This window comes from Brevibacillus sp. NPDC003359, from assembly GCF_042878995.1.
Taxonomy (GTDB): Bacteria; Bacillota; Bacilli; order Brevibacillales; family Brevibacillaceae; genus Brevibacillus.
In genome coordinates this window covers 375,136-393,441 of record NZ_JBIAOR010000001.1, presented here as the reverse complement: position 1 = coordinate 393,441, position 18,306 = coordinate 375,136, and the positions used below count along the sequence as shown (strand labels likewise).

At 47.0% G+C, this 18,306-nt stretch carries 15 protein-coding genes; all 15 read right to left on the bottom strand.

Translation table 11 applies throughout. The features are described 5' to 3' along the window. Positions 1–1,224, bottom strand: a complete 1,224-nt coding sequence (locus ACFYU8_RS01855) for an efflux RND transporter periplasmic adaptor subunit (protein ID WP_390296363.1) — start codon at positions 1,222–1,224, stop codon at positions 1–3. A 250-nt stretch (positions 1,225–1,474) separates the two neighbouring features. Next, positions 1,475–3,334: an oligoendopeptidase F gene (pepF, locus tag ACFYU8_RS01850; protein ID WP_390296365.1), complete on the bottom strand. Its 1,860-nt coding sequence runs from the start codon at positions 3,332–3,334 to the stop codon at positions 1,475–1,477. 97 nt (positions 3,335–3,431) lie between these two features. After that, entirely contained in the window at positions 3,432–4,718 is a 1,287-nt protein-coding gene (locus tag ACFYU8_RS01845; RefSeq protein ID WP_390296367.1) for a UDP-glucose dehydrogenase family protein, read from the bottom strand. A gap of 12 nt (positions 4,719–4,730) precedes the next feature. Beyond that, positions 4,731–5,804: a glycosyltransferase gene (locus ACFYU8_RS01840; protein WP_390296369.1), complete on the bottom strand. Its 1,074-nt coding sequence runs from the start codon at positions 5,802–5,804 to the stop codon at positions 4,731–4,733. A 26-nt stretch (positions 5,805–5,830) separates the two neighbouring features. Further along, on the bottom strand, positions 5,831–6,781 hold the full coding sequence (locus tag ACFYU8_RS01835; protein WP_390296371.1) for an NAD-dependent epimerase/dehydratase family protein: 951 nt from the start codon (positions 6,779–6,781) through the stop codon (positions 5,831–5,833). Next, the gene (locus tag ACFYU8_RS01830) at positions 6,778–7,581 is read right to left on the bottom strand and encodes a glycosyltransferase family 2 protein (RefSeq protein WP_390296373.1); all 804 of its coding nucleotides are present in this window, start codon (positions 7,579–7,581) and stop codon (positions 6,778–6,780) included. Before ACFYU8_RS01830 ends, ACFYU8_RS01835 begins: the two co-directional genes overlap by 4 nt. Further along, on the bottom strand, positions 7,578–8,624 hold the full coding sequence (locus ACFYU8_RS01825) for a glucose-1-phosphate thymidylyltransferase (protein WP_390296375.1): 1,047 nt from the start codon (positions 8,622–8,624) through the stop codon (positions 7,578–7,580). Before ACFYU8_RS01825 ends, ACFYU8_RS01830 begins: the two co-directional genes overlap by 4 nt. A gap of 122 nt (positions 8,625–8,746) precedes the next feature. Beyond that, positions 8,747–9,919, bottom strand: coding sequence for a glycosyltransferase family 4 protein (locus ACFYU8_RS01820; protein ID WP_390296377.1), 1,173 nt, complete (start codon positions 9,917–9,919; stop codon positions 8,747–8,749). After that, entirely contained in the window at positions 9,900–10,322 is a 423-nt protein-coding gene (locus tag ACFYU8_RS01815) for a hypothetical protein (RefSeq protein ID WP_390296379.1), read from the bottom strand. The genes ACFYU8_RS01820 and ACFYU8_RS01815 overlap by 20 nt, the downstream gene beginning before the upstream one ends. Positions 10,323–10,427: 105 nt before the next feature. Beyond that, positions 10,428–11,111, bottom strand: coding sequence for a DnaD domain-containing protein (locus tag ACFYU8_RS01810; RefSeq protein ID WP_390296381.1), 684 nt, complete (start codon positions 11,109–11,111; stop codon positions 10,428–10,430). Between the two features lie 122 nt (positions 11,112–11,233). After that, entirely contained in the window at positions 11,234–12,523 is a 1,290-nt protein-coding gene (gene asnS / locus ACFYU8_RS01805; protein ID WP_390296383.1) for an asparagine--tRNA ligase, read from the bottom strand. A 216-nt stretch (positions 12,524–12,739) separates the two neighbouring features. Beyond that, positions 12,740–15,457 carry a WIAG-tail domain gene (locus ACFYU8_RS01800; RefSeq protein ID WP_390296385.1) on the bottom strand — a complete coding sequence of 906 codons (2,718 nt, stop codon included), beginning with the start codon at positions 15,455–15,457 and terminating at the stop codon, positions 12,740–12,742. Between the two features lie 178 nt (positions 15,458–15,635). Continuing rightward, positions 15,636–17,147: an AAA family ATPase gene (locus tag ACFYU8_RS01795; RefSeq protein WP_390296387.1), complete on the bottom strand. Its 1,512-nt coding sequence runs from the start codon at positions 17,145–17,147 to the stop codon at positions 15,636–15,638. After that, positions 17,140–17,667 (bottom strand): hypothetical protein, encoded by a 528-nt coding sequence (locus tag ACFYU8_RS01790; RefSeq protein ID WP_390296389.1) that lies wholly within the window; start codon positions 17,665–17,667, stop codon positions 17,140–17,142. Before ACFYU8_RS01790 ends, ACFYU8_RS01795 begins: the two co-directional genes overlap by 8 nt. A 154-nt stretch (positions 17,668–17,821) precedes the next feature. Beyond that, the gene (locus ACFYU8_RS01785) at positions 17,822–18,301 is read right to left on the bottom strand and encodes a cell wall elongation regulator TseB-like domain-containing protein (protein ID WP_390296391.1); all 480 of its coding nucleotides are present in this window, start codon (positions 18,299–18,301) and stop codon (positions 17,822–17,824) included. Positions 18,302–18,306: the final 5 nt, after the last annotated feature.

The window sequence follows — 18,306 nt, the reverse complement described above, 5'->3', positions numbered from 1 at the left end:
CTATTCTCCCTTCGCCTCTACTTTTTGCCCTTCGACGTAGAATGTAATTCCACTGCGCAGGAGTTGGTCGCCTTCTTTTACTCCAGATACGATTTCGATGGAGTCTCCGACCATTTGACCGGTCTTCACTACTTTTCTAACGATCAGTCCATTCTCTACTGCCATTACGTAATGGTCGGTTTGACTCACGCCGACACTTTCCAGCGGCACCAGGAAGCCATTCACTTGACGTGGCACCTCAATTGTCGCTGCCATTCCTCCACGCCAGTAACTATCTGCATTCGGTATCGTGATCTCGACGCGGTACTTTCCTGTATCCTTGTTCACAACTGGAGATATGAATGCAATGGTTCCTTCACTCTTCTTCCCATCGTCGGACAATGCTTGCACTTTCGTTTTCTCACGGAACTGGCCGATCAAATCATTGGAGACATCCAAGGTTACCTTTACTTCAGACAAGTCGACAATGCGAATGATTTCCTGGCCAGGAGAAGCCTGCTCTCCCATTTGCAGCCTCACATCAACGACTGTTCCTGCAAAAGGTGCCTGAATTTTCGCATCATCTAAACTCTTTTTCGCACGGTCTACACCGCCGGCAGCCGCTTTAATCGAAGCGTTAGCGACCATGACGTCTTCTGGTTCCGCTCCTTTTTGCAGTTCATTCAGAGACAGCTGAGCGTCACGCAGTGTAATCTCTGCTTGCGTAACGGCCCGTTTGCTCGCATTTATTTCGTTTTGCGAAATGGCTCCGCCTGCAAACAGCTTTTCGCTTGTTCCGAGATCCTGCTTTGCTTTATCCAGACTGTCTTGCGCGCTTTTTACCTGCAAGCGCTTCTGCTCAAGTGCTTCTGCTGTCGCTCCCTTTAACGTCTTGCTTTTACGCGCTGCTGCTTCCTCCACCTGTCCCTGTGCGGCTGCAATTTCTTTTTGATGGTAACGCGTATCCAAGGTCGCCAGTAACTGACCCTGCGCGATTTTTGCTCCTTTGGTGGCAGAGATTGCTGAAATCGTTCCACCTGTACCAAACGACAGCACCGCGTCCCGCTTGGCTTCCACCATCCCTGTGACTGCGAGCATCACTGGCTTTGCTGCTTTTTGAACCTTTACTACCTCTACTACCTTCGCCTTTGCCTCCGTCTGCTGCGGTGCCTCTGGTGCTGGCGCTGAACAACCTGCTGCAACCAACATTACGGAAGCCAAAATTACAGATGCTCGTTTTTTCACAAGAATTCCTCCAAATTTTCACAATCATTCCTCATGGCGTAATTGTGCCAGTTTTTACCTCTGCTGCAAAACAGTCAGCGGGTGGAAATTCATATCCGCCCCGAGACGGAGAACAGTACCTTACAGTGCATAAATAGATACGCAATAAAAATGGAAAAGTTACCTTTTATTGGACAATCTTAATGAAAAATTTAACAAAAGAAAAGCAGCCAAGTCATAGACTTGAACTGCCTACTAGAAGTGATACATGTTATTGTTCAACCAGTTGTTCCAGTTCTTCGAGCATTTCCTTAAAGACACTCAATGCTTCTGCAATCGGTGTTGGAGACGTCATGTCTACACCTGCGCCCTTGAGCAGATTGAGCGGATAATCTGAGCTGCCGCCCTTGAGGAACTGCAAATAACGATCCACGGCTGGCTGGCCTTCCTCCAAAATCTGCTTGGAAAGAGACGTCGCGGCCGAGAAGCCTGTCGCGTACTTATACACATAGAAACCGCGATAGAAATGAGGAATCCGCGCCCATTCCAAATCAACCTCGCTGTCTACGACCATATCCGGGCCGTGATAGGCAACATTGAGCTCTCGGTAGAGTGCACTAAGAGATTCCGCTGTCAGAGGCTCTCCCTGTTCTTCTTTTGCATGCACAATTTTCTCAAACTCGGCAAACATAGTTTGACGGAATACCGTTCCACGGAACTGCTCCAGGTAATGATTAATCAAGTACATGCGCTGTTTCTTGTCAGTCGTCGTCTCGAGCAAATGATTCATCAGGAGTGCTTCGTTCAATGTGGAAGCTACTTCTGCTACGAAAATCTTGTAATCGGCATACGTGTAAGGCTGTGCGTGATTGGAATAGTAGCTATGCAAAGCGTGACCCATCTCATGCGCCAGCGTAAACATGTTATTGACATTGTCCTGATAGTTCATGAGCACAAACGGATGTGTCGTATAAGCTCCCCATGAATAGGCTCCGCTTGTCTTCCCTTCGTTTTCATGCACGTCAATCCAACCGTTGGAAAAGCCTTCTTCCAGGATGCGACCGTACTCCTCACCCAGTGGATGTAGTGCTTCTTTAATCGTCGTGACAGCTTGATCATACGGGATTTTCATGTCCGTCTCAGGTACGATCGGCACGTACAAATCGTACATGTGCAATTCATCAACACCCAATAATTTTTTACGCAAGGCAATGTATCGGTGCATAAGCGGAAGATGCTCATGAATCGTTGCAATCAGGTTATCGTAAACAGGGAGCTCCACATTATCGGCAAACAAGGCTGCGTACAGAGCAGAAGGATATTTTCTCGTACGTGCGTAGAAAACATCCCCTTTGATGGCAGATGTCAGCGAGGCCGCGATCGTATTGCGGAACTTGCCATACGTATTGTATAACGCCTCGAATGCATCTTTGCGCACGCGTCTGTCTTTGCTTTCCATGAACTGCGTATAGCGTCCCTTGGTCAGCTCGACTTCCTCGCCGTTTTCATCCGTGATCATCGGAAACTTCATGTCAGCGTTGTTGAGCATGCCAAATATTTTAGAAGGTGAGGACGCAAGCTCACTCATATTTGCCAGCAATGCCTCTTCCTCGGCAGATAGTGTATGTGGCTTGAAGCGGGTAATCTCTTCCAACAGAATGCGGTAGTGTGCAAGACCCTCTACTTCTTTGATCCACGTTTGCAAGTCTTCCGTGGCAATAGCCAAAATTTCTGGCTGTATGTACGAAATGGAGCCGTATGCCTGCGTGCTGAGGCTGGTCGCCCTGTCCGTCAGCCCTTGATATTTGCTGTTCGCATTATCCTCGTCTCGACGCATACGTGCATAGACGTAGACTTGGTCGAGCGTCTTCAACAATTCATCTTGCAGAGTCAACACGGCCAGCAACTGTTTCCCGGAAGTAGCCAGAGAGCCTTTCATTGCTGCGATTTTTTCAGTGAGCTGTTTTACTTTTTGAACGTCCGCTTCCCAACCATTATCAGTGGGATAAATGTCCTCAAGACGCCATTTGTATTCAGCGGGGACGTCACTGCGTTTCGGCAGTGTTTTGCTTTTATTCACCGTGATCACTCCCTCGTTATCCATGTAAGATGAAATGGTCAAATCATCCATATGTTTATCCTATCGTATTATGCCTACAGGTTCAAATCAATCAGGCGCTTTCACGTTTTCCACAGAAAAAAAGCCGAGCTTTCCCGAAATGGAAAAGTCAGCTTCTCCCTACTCCGATATAGTGAAAGCCAGCTTCCTTTACATCCTGGATCGGCCAGGCATTTCGTCCGTCTACCAAGAGAGGCTGCGCCATGCTTTGATGAACCTGTTTCCAATCCAATTGGACACACTGTTCCCATTCTGTGACCAATAATGCAGCGTGTACTCCGTCACATGCTTCGCCAGCGGATTGCGTGTACGTGATCTGCGGAAACTGCTTGCTGACAATAGGTGCTCCAATCGGATCGAAGGCCTTCACATAAGCCCCTTTTTGCAGCAGTGCGTCTATCAATTTGAGTGACGGCGCTTCGCGGATGTCATCCGTTTCCGGTTTAAACGTCAACCCCAGAACGGCAATTTGTTTGCCTTTCAGATCAGGGAGTTGCAGGCACAACTGCTCCAAAAACCAGCCTGGCTGCGTAGCATTCACTTCTCGCACTTTATCCAAAATGCTCAAGTGAATATTGTGCTCGGCTGCGAGCTGCAATAGCGCAATCGTATCCTTCGGAAAACAGGAGCCGCCATAACCTACTCCAGCCCGTAAAAATTGCGGACCAATTCGGCTGTCCAGTCCCATTCCTCGCGAGATCGTCACGATATCCGTCCCGAGCGCGGTACTTAACCGGGCTAACTCATTCATGAAGGAGATTCGCGTTGCCAAAAACGCATTCGAAGCGTATTTGATCAGCTCCGCGTTGGCTCTGGTGGTTATTACCCGCGGTGCCTTCACGCCTTTGTACAGCTGCTCCATGCGAGCCTCTGCCTGAGAATTATCTACCCCAATGACGATTCGCGAAGGCTCCAGTGCGTCGAATAATGCACTCCCTTCCCGTAAAAACTCCGGGTTGGATGCAACAGATACTCCTTGGCAGCCAGCTAGCATCACCGCGACTTTTTCGCCAGTTCCGACTGGGACGGTACTCTTGATTACTACGATGCGTTCTTGCGGTGCGAGCGAATGGACCTTTTCCATGTCAGAAACAGCACCGAATAAATACGTTAAATCGGCTGTGCCGTCTGCTGCTTCAGGTGTCCCTACACAAATGAAAAAAATCTCTGCGTCCTTTGCCGCTGCCAGATCCGTATTAAAGGCAAGCGCGCCTTCATCCAATACTTTTTTCAATGCCTCTTCTAAGCCCGGCTCGTAAATCGGTGAGATCCCTTGGCGCAATTTTTCAACTTTGGATGCAACGAGGTCAATACCGATCACCTGATGACCGTTCATGGCAAGGGAAACAGCAGTCGTCAAACCTACGTAGCCGGTCCCAATAACGGCAACTTTCATTCCTTCACCTCATCATTTTTTCGACACACGCAAATAGAGCTCTTCTAGCCTCATCCGTTGCTTATGGATATCGTGGTTTTTTTCTACTTTCAATCGAGCTTCCGTCGTGATCTGTGCCCACTCGTGACTTTCTGTTAGTACACGGTTTATCATTTTCCCAAGTGCAGTCGGTGATTTCTCTGGGACAAGATATCCGGTCACTTTGTTTTCGACCAGCTCAGGAATCCCCGCGTGATAGGTGGAAACGACAGGGCGTCCGCTAGCCATCGCTTCCATGATGACATTGGGAATCCCTTCTTGGTTGCCATTTCTCGCTGTCTTACAAGCGATGATGAACAAATGGCACTTGGCCAATTCACTCTGGACTTCACGATGTGGCAAAGCACCTTTGAGCACGACTTGTGTGCCTAACCTGTTTTTCTTGATCAGTCGCTTGAGCTTCTTTTTTTCTTCTCCATCGCCGACGATGATTAGCTTCGCCTTGGGATGTTTTTTATGCACGTGGGTAAACGCCTTGATTAACGTATCCATCCCTTTTTTTTCGGTCAGTCTCCCTACGCTTAGCAATCGGTACTCCCCATTTGCTACGGGCTGTGGCGGCAGCATGGGAAATTTGCGCAAATCAATTCCTGAGCGAATAAGGGTAATTTTGGACGGGGAACAGCCCAGATGAATCAATCGCTTTCTCATGTGATTGCTCACGACTGTAAACGCCTTGCCCTTTCGAAAGAGACGCTTAAGGGAGCGCCTGTACCCTGGGTTTTCTTTGACGCGCTTGGTCGCATCAAAACCGTGAAAGGAAGTGATCAGGGGGAGCTTGCTTTTTTGTGCATACGGAAGCAATTCTAATCCAGCAGGACCAAAACGGGCATGCAGGCATTTGATTTTTTTTCGTCGTAGCCAAGTGGAGAGGCCGGCCATATGCTTGCGCACATAGACCGGCGAATAAGGAAATTGTTTTCGGTTAAAGGCTTGCTGTCGGGTCAACACCACGGGTTTGACCACTTGATGTCCTAGCAATTGCTCGTAAATAAATGTTTCACTCTTGGGAAGAAACTTTCTGCGGTAAACGAGGACCCGATGCATGCAACTGGCCTCCTTTATGACGGGTGTTACCCCTTCGATTGCGAACGAATCTCTGCTAATTGATGGCGAAGGCCATCTTCTAACGTTACTTTTGGCTTGTATCCTAAGCGTTGTTTGGCAAATTGGATATCCGCACAGGTTCGTAAAGAGTCACCTGCCGGACCATTTTGATACGTAATTCGAGAGGTCAGATTCATTAACGTGCCCATGATGGATAGTACATCGATGAGCTTGATTTCCCGATCTCCACCCACATTAAAAATGTCACCAGGAACAGCATGCTGTGCTGCGAGCAGATTCGCCTCCACCGCGTCTGACACATACGTAAAGTCCCGTGATTGCTGACCATCTCCATAGATGATGACCTGCTCGCCTTTCATCATTTGACGAAAGAAACGATGAAAAGCCATATCAGGTCGCTGTCTGGGACCGTATACTGTAAAGTAGCGAAGCATGCTAACTGGGAGTCCATAAGCTTTCACATAAACCGAGCAGATTTGCTCCATCGCTTCCTTGGTCACCCCATAGGGGGAAACTGGGCGAAGAGGCGCATTTTCATTGGTTAATGTCCCTTGCATCGTCCCATAGACCGAAGAGGAAGAAGAGACCACGATGACAGGTGGCTTCGGTCTTTGCAAGCAAGCCTCCAGCAATTCTTGTGTAGCCAAAATATTATGGCTGACATAATCGGCAAAGGACTTTCCCCAGCTGTTTCTCACTCCCGGCAAAGCAGCGAGATGGAAAACAGCATCAACGTTCTCGAGCCAACTGTCCCAACGCCCAGTCTGAAGTGTTGTAGAGTGGAAGGTGAAGGCAGGATGTTTTCCTATTTCGGCCAGATTACGCAGTTTCGCAGCTACATCGTAGTTATCGATGAACCCGTCGATCCCGATGACTGTCACGCCATCGTTCAACAAGCGCTGCGTCAAATGAGACCCAATAAAACCTGCACAGCCGGTGACAAGAGCTTTCTTCATCGCCTCCGACGCCTCACTTTCTTGAGCCTTCTAATGACTAAATAACCGTTCTTGTAACCATAGATGGCCTTGTACTTCTTGCCCCACCTTTTCAGATAAAATTTGAATGTTTTTTTTCGCAAATAATTACGGCGGAACGTCATCTTGCTGTCCGTGAGCTGACCTTTATGCTTCGTTCGGTTGTAAAGGATTTTGTTGATGTATCTCACCCGATACTTTTCAATTAATCGCAAAATGATTCGCCGATCCTCCATAATCCTTCCATCGTATCGATCCGAGGTATCCCAACCACCCACTTTATGCAGTGCTTCTACGCGATAGCAGCGTGGAGAAACCATCCAGCGATTGTACTTCAGAAACTGGTATTTGTTATGAAACGGCTTGTGCTTCACTTTAATATTTTTGATATACTGTCCACGCCTAACTTTCCAGATGTTCATATTGCCAAAGAAGAGTGCTGTGCTTTTCTTGCTTTTGAGAATGTACTTTTTGAACACTGCCAGCGTTCGTTTCGGTAACCAGTCATCGGAGTCGAGTTGTACGAGATACGGGGTATCCACCATTGACATTGCTTGATTCATGACTTTGCCGATTCCAGAATTTTGTTCCATTCGATGATACATAATGTTTGGATGGTACAAATATTTTTCAATTTTACTTCTGGTATGATCGGTGGACGCATCGTCAATGATCAACAGCTTCCAATCTTTTGAGGTTTGTTTCAAGACGCTGTTGATGGCTTTACGAATAAACTTGGCGCGATTGTATGTCGGGATGACTACAGTAAAGGTCGGATTCATACGTCCTCCCTCTTGACAGCCGGAATGCAAATGGACGATTTGTCGCTTACAATGAAGACACCCGAACTGTTAGAAGATTGACCCGTCATCATCGATGAGCGGCCGAAAACGCTGTTCGTTATTTTCCATGCAATGTCTTGCAGCGAGCAGTTTTCCAGCAAGATACTATTTTCGATATACGAGCAATTTTTCAAGCTTACGCCATTTTGGATCGAGACGTACGGTCCTATTTGGCAATTTTCAATCACACAATCATCACCGATTAGTACGGGACCCGTAATCTTCGAATTTTTCACTATGGTTCCTTTGCCAATTTGATGTTGATTGCCTAGCTCCCTGGTAAGCATCCACTGATTGGCCTCCAGCCAGCGATCAATGGTTCCCACATCCGAATACTTTCCGTTGGTGACGGAGTGAGCCATTTTAAAGCCGCGATTAATCATCGATTGAATCGCATCCGTTATTTCCAGTTCGCCTCGGGGAGATGGCTGCAGGGTGGCAATCGACTCAAAAATAGGTGGCGTAAACAAGTATGCGCCAATAACCGCCAGATTGCTCTTTGGCTGACGTGGCTTCTCCTCTACAGAGATTAGTCGTCCTTTGTGTACTTCTGCGATCCCATAATCCTGTGGTCTCTCCACTTTACTCAGCATCACAACACCGTCAGATTTTCCCTTCGTAAACGCTTGTGAAAGCCCGTGAAGCGAATCCATCAATAAATTATCACCTAGTAGCAAGATAAATGGATCGTCTTGCAAAAACGGTTGCGCTAGCTGGACAGCATGGGCAATTCCCAATGGTACCTCCTGCCTGATAAACGTAATGGTAGCCCCGAAATGACTACCATCACCCACCATGGGAGGAATCTGTACTTGAGAAGGATGTATCACGATGCCGATGTCTTGAATGCCCACTTCACGCAGTTTGCGAATGCAATAGTGTAAGACCGGATGATTGGCCACAGGGAGGAGGGTTTTCGGTTGCGAATAGGAGAAGGGGTGCAGTCGCGTCCCACGTCCAGCACACAAGATTAACCCTTTCACAAGTATCACTCCCCAGTTGTGCTCTGCGATACTTATAAGGTATGCGTATCTGGATAGCTGGACAGGGCAGACGTCCACATTGGCGCAAGAAAAGGCAGCCACCTACATCATCTACGTTCAAATTACCCCGTTTTAAAAAGCTCTTGTTTCTCTTCGCTTCGCGTTGGAACTACTGTTTCAAACACGTTCAGATAGCCTTGCGCTGTCGCGTACCAAGAAAAAAACTTGGCTCGTTGCAGGGCCTGTTTGCCCATTTCATTTCGGACAGCAGGTGAACTCCACAACAGCTCCCAGACAGCCGGCAATCCTTTTTCCCAATCTTTTGGCGGAATGATAAAGCCACTCTTTTCGTGAGCAACAACTTCACGAATACCGCCTCGTGGAGTTGATATGACAGGCTTTCCGGAAGCCATTGCCTCTAAATTGACACGGCAAAACGCTTCTTTCCAAACGGATGGTGTCGCCACGACATCCCCAATTTGATAGTAAAGCGGCATTTTTGCGGATGCTACAAAATTGACGAAACGCACCTTTTTACCCAAAGGCTTCGCAAGTCGCTTGAGCTCTCGAACATACGGATTCAGGCGATTACTGCCGTATCCCGTACCGCCCACAATGACGAGTTTGGCTTTCGGGTCTTGTTTGCTCACCTGGTGAAAGGCTTTGATCAGCACATGCACTCCTTTTCCGCGCATGAGTCTCCCGGCATAAAACAAGACACGATCATCAGACTTCAATCCGAGATCTTGACGCATTTTTTTAATCGCTATCTTTGCCACCTGATAAGGCGTGACATCGACTCCGAGGTGAACTGCATGAATTTTATTTGCAGGAATCTTGCACGTCCGGATAAAATGCTGCCGTAAAAATTCACTGTTCGTAATAAAACCTGCTGCCAGTCGAACTGCACGACGCATATTTTCCTTACTGATGATCGGCTGTGACCCGTACACGTGCGAGTGCATATTCACAAAGACCGGGATCTTGGGAAAATGGCGTTTTAAGGTTAGAACATAGATCGGCCTGTTTTCCACGAGAATGACATCTGGCTTGTTCTTCTTGATGTTGCTAATAATCCGGCGCAAATACGGCTTTGGCCCTTGGTACGGGACGCGAATGAACTTTCGGTTTTCGTCCACGGATGAGGTTGGATAGGCCGCACATTGACGAGTGTAGATCGTGACGTTATGCTTGGGATCGATCATCTTTGTGACCTCGTCAATATCGTGTTCGACCGAGCTTCCTTTGACCGGTGGCACAGAAAAGGGGCCCGGACTAATAATTGCGATGTTCATTTCGCTCGATCTCCCACTCTTTTTTCAGTGAAAGAACTACTTGATACAAGTACTGCAATTGTTTTGTGTGGTTTTCTTCAAGCTTCTCCCATCTTTCTTCCCACGAAGCAAGCGCCTCTCTCAGCTCGATCACTTCTTGCTCAAGCTGGTGCACCTGTTCCACGACTGCCTCGTCGGTCTCTCTCATAATAATTTCGAAAGTAGGCTCCAACACCAATTCCTTCGGCTGCTCTGCTGTTGTATTTACGACCAGCTCTTGGACGTTTTCTGTTACTTCCGCTTCCTGTTTTTCATTGGCTTTTACGATTGAAATACGTTGAACCGCCTCATCTACGACATAACTTCCTGAAAACACACCTGGTGTAACCCAATGAGACAGATCCCATTTTTTCCGTTTGTCCACAAGTCATCGCCTCCTGAAGCTTGCATCTACGTAATATGTTATGACAGACAAGGAAAATGGGTACGTGTACGGTGACATAGAAAAAACCGCTTGATTTGGATGAAATCAAAGCGGTTGCCCGTGGTCTTTCATATTTGCTTGTCTGCGGAAGTTCAAGCTGTAAAGACGCGCTTGTTCTACGGTTGTGATCTGTTGCTTTTGCCATTCGAGCAAGATCCTGTCGATATAGCGGATGTGCAGTTTACCGACGGTTGCAGCCTCACGCAAAGCGGTCAAAATCAATTCTTCCTGATAACCGTCCTGTTCGGTCCACATATGGATGTTCTCCAATTCAAACGGCGCTAGCGGGCGACCAAATGCCTGCTCAAAACGAGCATAAATGGCAACGGGTTCGGCATCCAAAGAAACGGCCACTTCCAAAAATGGCTCCATGCTTCGCGGGTCTACTTGCTGCTCCCGCCAGGTCTGGTACAGCTTTTTGTACAGTGGGGTCAAATTGTATTGCTCATGACGCATGCCAGTCTGTGGATCGATAAACTCATCTATCGTAATCCAATCTTCTTTTAATAGTTTTTGAAGAGATTGAATCAATCTCCTACTCGTCATAGACATGCGTTCCTCCAGCTCTGTTAAGGTCGGGAATCGATTCCCTTCCTGCTGAAAGGACAGTAGATGAATCAGTAGCATCATCTCATCATCAGTTAATGACATACGCTTATACATTTTCAAAAGAAGGTTGGAGACGGATGTTGCTCCTTCTTGCAACAATTGCAATATATGGGAGTCCATAACGCATATTCACCTCTGGGTTGGAATAACAAGGGAGTGCGTAAAACGCGCTGTCAAACAATAGGAACACCCTGCTGCCCTCTCGCAACAGGGTGTAGATCGTTCATCAATAAAGAAAAACTCTATGGGTAGAGACGATTCAGCATGCGTGGGAATGGAATAGTTTCACGCACATGATCCAGACCGCAAATCCATGCAATCGTCCGCTCCAGACCCAAACCGAAACCGGAGTGAGGAACTGTACCGTATTTGCGCAGATCCAAATACCAGCGATAAGCCTCTTCCGAAAGCTCATGCTCAGCAAAACGTTTCTCCAAGAGTTCTGGATCATCAATCCGCTGGCTGCCCCCGATGATTTCACCGTAGCCTTCCGGTGCGATCATATCCGCGCACAGAACTACTTCCGGGCGTTCAGGGTGTGGCTTCATATAGAAAGCCTTGATTTCGGTAGGATAGTGGGTGATGAAAACAGGCTTGTCGAAGTGGTCCGCAATCATGGTCTCATCCGGTGCCCCAAAGTCGTCTCCCCATTTGATCTCGCTACCTTTTTCCTGCAAGAGTTTGATCGCATCGTCATACGTGATGCGAGGGAACGACCCCGTTACATTTTGCAGTTTTGTTGTATCGCGCTCCAACGTTTTGAGTTCGCGTCCACAGTTTTTCAATACGGATTGTACCACATGGGAAACAAACGCTTCCTGAATACGCAGATTTTCTTCGTGATCCACGAAAGCCATCTCCGGCTCGATCATCCAGAACTCGATCAAGTGACGACGTGTCTTGGATTTCTCAGCACGGAAAGTTGGACCGAAAGAGTAAACGCGACCTAACGCCATAGCGACTGCTTCCATATAAAGCTGGCCGGACTGCGAGAGATACGCATCCTCATCAAAATATTTGGTATGGAACAGATTGGTGGTACCTTCCGCAGAGGTCGGTGTCAAAATCGGTGGATCTACTTTTACGAACCCGTTCTCGTGGAAGAACTCATACATGGCGCGAATCACCTCGGAACGCACAGCCATGACTGCACGCTGACGTGGAGAACGCAGCCACAGGTGGCGATGGTCCATGAGGAAGTCAACACCGTGTTCCTTCAAGGAAATCGGATATTCCTGGGCGATCTGAATAATTTCCACACCTGTTACTGTCAGTTCGTAACCGCTTGGTGCGCGGTCATCAGCACGAACTACACCGGTTATGTATAGTGAGCTTTCTTGTGTGAGCTGCGAAGCATTCTCCCACACTTCTTCCGCTACTTCTGCTTTTACTACTACACCTTGAATGAAGCCGGAGCCGTCGCGGAGCTGCAAAAATTGAATCTTGCCGCTGCTGCGTTTGTTGTATAACCAGCATCCCAGGCGTACTTCTTGTCCAACATGCTGCCCGATTCGGGCAATCGTCGTCAACATTGAATGATTCCCTCCATTTACCATGCCACGCAAATACAGACTAAGTATACCTAGCAATTATACTATTGGAGGCATGCAAATTCAATGAAAGTCTCCTTTAAAAAGTTAACCATAAATTTATTATGTAAACAAAATGTACATTTGGGAGACCTGATCTCAACATCGGCCTCCCTGCTTCTGATTCATCCACTCGCCCCATTGTTGTTTCCTACCGAATTATTTATCGTTCTCGATATCGCTATCGTATTCTTCACTACTTTCATAATCTTGCTCGAGATCACTTTCATCCGTATCCTCTTCATCTTCATCTTCATCTTCATCCATGTCATCCTCGTCCATGTCCTCATCTTCCGTATCTTCATCATCCGTGTCTTCATCATCCATGTCTTCATCATCCGCGTCTTCATCATCTGTGTCTTCATCATCTGTGTCTTCATCATCCGTGTCTTCATCATCCATATCTTCATCATCTGTGTCTTCATCTTCCAAGTCTTGATCTTCCTCTATTTGATCTTCGTCGACTTCTTCTGCCTCCAGTTGTTCCCTCTCCGTTGACCATTCCAACATTTCGTGCGGCACACCTACTCCTTTTTCTCCAATCGCGATCCAGTGAATCACACCAGTCGCTTCCTGACCCTCTTGATTGCGAAACACGGTGATGATCGCTGAAGTCCTCTTCGTGTATTTGAGCGACGTATAGATCCCCGGTTGATTTGTCATCGCCACCATACAATAATGTGTATCCGCATATGGCTGTGGCAAACGAACGGTCACATCTGTGGACTTGCTCGTGGCAGAAAGTCTGAATGGGACGAAACCGTATTGTTGAAAGGTTACTCCTATGTGATTATGCGTTTCAATGGCCGGAAAGCTTAGCTTCTCAGCCGTAATCGATTGATTCGCAATGTGATGCGTAGAGACAGCTTTGGGCGCAAGTTTGGAACCGGTCACGGAGTCCTCTGCCAGTTTTTCCTGCGTAATGATCCGGTTTTGCAGATGCTGTTCTGTTATGCTTTTAGTGACAAGATGATTTCCTTTGAGCGTCCCCTCCATAATATGCGTTCCGTCCAAGCTGCCTTTTATGACATGAGCACCATGAATCGAATGACTATCCAGCTTGCTCGCATCAATGCTCTGGTCAGCTATTTTCTCTCGGGTGACACTCCCTTCCTGTAATTTTTCCTTGGAAATGGAGTTACCCTGGAGATGTTCATTTTGAATGATTTGACTGTTGAGATGTGTAGACGATATGGCTTTTTCGGCAATCTTTTCCCCTGTGACGGCTGCTCTGCCCAAATGGCGTGTCTTGATCGCATCTTTGGCTATTTTTGGCGCTGTGATGACGGCATCTCCAAGTTTGCTTGTCGTAATGCTTAGGTCTGAAATTTTGTCTGTGGAAACAGATTCCGGCGCCAATTTTGACGTGGTCACCAAGTGGTCATGCAGATGTTGCGTCTGGATGATGTATTCGCGTAGATGATTGCCCCCAATGAGTCTGTCAGTCAAATGTTGTTCTTCTACAGATCTTCTTGCCAGCTTTTCTGAACGAATGGACCCGTCAATCAGATGTCGTGAACTCACACTCTCATCGAGTAAGTGTTTCTCTCCTACACTCCTGTTCGCCAATTTGTCAGTAGTCACAGCCTTGTCGGCTATTTTGACTGTGCTAATCTGCTGATCCCCAATTTTTTTAGACGTCAGCAACCCGTCTTGCAAGTGGCCCGATAGGACACTGCCAGCTTGTAAATGTGTACTGCCTATTGATTCTTTGGCGATCTTTTCTGTCGTGACACTGTTGTTGTCCAAATGCTCAGTCAAAATCGCATATGGCCCCACTTTATCACTGGTCACCGCTTCTGGATGTAAATGCTGGCTGTAAATGGCCTGAAAGGCGATGTGATGATCCGTGATGCTGCCTGCGCTAATGTTACTGCCATCTATAATCTCTTCAGTGAGATGGTGATGATATATGGAACCTTCACGAATATGTTGAGATTCAATTGCATCCTCGTCTATCTTCGTCGAAGTCACAGCTCCATCGCGTAATTTATCGCCTGTGACAGCTCCATCCTCAAGCTTCACTGTGTTGATCACATAATTGGCGAGGTTACTTGTTTGAATGGTTCCCATCTTTATTTTTTCTGTGGTAATCGATTGATCCTGAATCAACTCATTCGTGATTGCTTGCTCCTGAATATGCTTGCTCTGGATCGAGTGGTCGGCAAATTTCATGGAGTCGATGGTTTTATCAGCTAACTTCTCCGACGTAATGCTATGATTGATCAATTTTTGCGCGCATATCGAATAATCCTGCAAATGCTCACCGTCTACGATTCCCCGACCCAGATGATCCCTCTGTATCGCATTCGGTGCGAGTTTGGTGGACGTTACGCTCTTGTCCGCGAGTTTGCTGCTGTCCACGGCATAATCCTTCAAAATCGAATTATCCACGGCTCCTTGCTTAATCTTGGATGAGTCAATGGCACGGTTCGCAATTTTTTCTGTTGTCACCGATTGATCTGTCAAGTCGTCTGTATAGACAAACGATTGGACACGATCATCATTTCGATCTTTGATGACCTTCGAATAAAAGTTTTGATTGGTGGATGAGTTTTGATTGGTGGATGAGCTTTGTTTGGAGGATACGTTTTGTTTAGTAGATGAATCTTGTTTGGAAGACGAGTCCTGTTTGGAGGATAGGTCCTGCTTGGGTACTTTGGGAATCGGTTGTTGTTGCTCTTTCGGTGTGTCAGCAGAGAGGGGAGGTGGTGTTCTCTGACTGCTCTCCAAATTACTTTCAAGCAGATTTAATTCGAGGTCTTCCATCCACTCCCGATCGGGTGATGATGTATAAGTGAGCGGTAACTCGTGCATGGTCTGCCTAAAGGTTTTGCTCAGACTTTTGTTTGCTTTTCGCCGGTTCACATTGGCCATAGGGTCTCCTTGCCTCCTGATTTCATTCCCGTATCACTTTTGTAGGATATTCAGCCATTTCAGTATTTGGCACCGCGTCTACAAAATTGTTTCGTCCTTATTTGCCAAAGTTGCCAGCAAACGCAAAAAAACCTGCTTCGCCAACTCTTCCAGTGGCTAGCAGGTTCTTTAGCTTCATTTATACAGCAACTTCTTCCTTCGTTTGTAACAGAAGCGTCCTGAACTCATCGCCTTGTAGAGCTTCTGCTTCCATCAATGTGTACAAACCCGTTTGGAATACGGAGTCATACTGTCTCAAAAGTTTGCGAGTTTCTGCGAGCATTCCTTCCAAGAGGCGCTCAACCTCGTCATGAATACGATTCTTATCCACGTATTGCAAATGTACAATCCCCAGATCCGACATACCGCTTTGTACAATTTCCTGTGCCATTCCCAACGCTTGCTCGAAATCATTCTTCGATCCAGTACTGCGTCCACCGTAGTAGATTTCCTCCGCTACCGCTCCTCCAAGGCTAACCATGATCTGCTTTTCCATCGCTTCCTTGGTATATAGATAGCGGTCTTCCATTGGGTTTTGTCGGACGTATCCAAGTGCTTTGCCACGTGGACTCAGCGTGACCTGCGAGACAGAGCCTGGTCGCACCATCTCACTGACAATGGCATGTCCCAATTCATGAAGAGCAACACGCTTCTTCTCTTCCTCTGATGCTTGACGGTCTACCTTCTCTCCGAGCATAACTTTATCCACAGCATAGGCAAAATGCTTCGCAGTAATCTTTTCCTGACGGTCACGCATAGCGTAAATGGCCGCTTCATTGGCTACACTTTCCAGCTGGGCGCCAGAAAAACCGAATGTCTCTTGTGCCACTTTTTCCAGTGTGACGTCCCCGTCAAGCGGTTTATTAGACGTATGAATGGTCAATATCTGCTCACGTGCTGGTTTGTCTGGAAGATCAACGCTAATATGACGGTCAAAACGACCAGGACGCAACAGGGCTGCGTCGAGCATGTCTTTCCGGTTCGTAGCTGCCATGACTAAAATCCGAGGCTTGTCGGTCGTAGCTACGCCATCCATCTCCGTCAACAGTTGATTCAAGGTTTGGTCGTATTCACGCTGCTGTTGACCGTCCCTTTTTCCACCGACGACATCGATCTCATCGATAAAAATAATCGCGCTGTCTTGCCCATTTTTCTCTGCTAATGCCTTCGCTTCTTGAAACAATTCACGGACGCGTTGTGCACCGACACCGACGTACATTTCTACAAACTGCGAACCTGAAGCCGCCACAAAAGCAGAATTTGTATAGTTCGCTGCCGCTTTCGCCATTAGTGTCTTACCCGTACCAGGAGGACCTGTCAAAAGAACACCTTTGATTGGGCGAATCCCGTACTGCTCAATTTTGTCCTTGTACACGAGAAAATCTAGAGATTCTTTCAGTTCTTTTTTTGCGCGTTCCTGTCCGCCGATATCAGCAAACTGTACGTCCGATTTCGGCATTTCGTGCTTGTTTACTTTTCTTTTCCCGCCAAGGGCGACATTCCCGCCTTGTCCATTTTGCTGACGAATAACCAGAAAGTAAATCGCCCCCAGTACAGCTCCAAATACTAGGAAAGGCGTAATGTTTACACCTAGAAAAACAAGAAAAATCAACAGTGCAGGTACGACGCCGATCAGTATTTCCTTACGCACGTGCCGTCACCTCTTTTTCAATCGAACGAGGGATGATGGTGTAAAAATCCTCCGTTCCTTTTTTCAAGTAAACATAAATGTTCTCGTCATCCATCAATGCAGATGCTTCGTCCAACTGATTCCCTTTTTTCCATTGCTCTACGAGGGCAGGAATGCGGCTATATTCATGTAATTCCACCGCTTCAGTAAACACAAATTGACCGCTCTGCCATATATCGTTCATCGCTGTCGATTGGTTGTCTATGTCAATGACTACTTCTTTTTCCCCTGCGATCTTTTTTGTTTCTGCTAACAGATTGCGATATTCTGCTGGAAAAGCGTCTGGTTTTGTAACCGTTACATCTATTTGAATTTTATCTTTGTTGATCTCCAAATTGCCCAATGTTGCGGACTGCATTTGTCCAATTTCTGCACGGATTGGTTCCTCAATCTCCATCTTTTGATACAAGAACCATCCTCCGAACAGGAGTGCCAATGTTGCTACCAATGACAATCCAATTGTGCTCTTTTTCAACTGCACGGCTACTCCCCCCATAAATATCGTTCTCGTTTTTTCTCTCTCTGCAACGACCCCAGTATATCATATGAGTATATCAATTTCTTATACAGATGTTGGATGGAATGCCAAACAGGCCTTCTCCCATAAGGAAAAGGCCTGTCGTCACGCAAGTGTATTAGGTTGGCGCAAGCACGTAAGAAGTTAGCAGAGCACCAGTGAATAGATCATAGTGAACATAGTGAAAACGACCGTCTTTGTCTTTAACAGTGACTTCCCAAAATTTCTTGTCGTTTTCGAGACCAGGAACCAAATGAGTGATCTCCGATTGCGGGAATGACTTGTAGACCGCGTCTTCTACATTCTTTTTTGGAACAGCTAGATCCATTCGATCGAAACTAACTTTTTGATCTGTTATCCAAGCTACAACCGGTGTCCCCGCCTTATTTTTCCCAATGACGACCGCGTAGCTCTCCTTGCCTCGATATTCATCAATGGATTCAATCTCCGTGATTGTCGTGCGGTCTTGGACCCACTGACGAACGGTCTCCTCGAATTGGTTACGCTCTCCTGCTACAGAAGCCGTCAAATGATAGGCGAATCCTGCTCCCGTAAGTAATATGACGGCTACAATTGATAGGATAATTCGTACTAACACAGCAA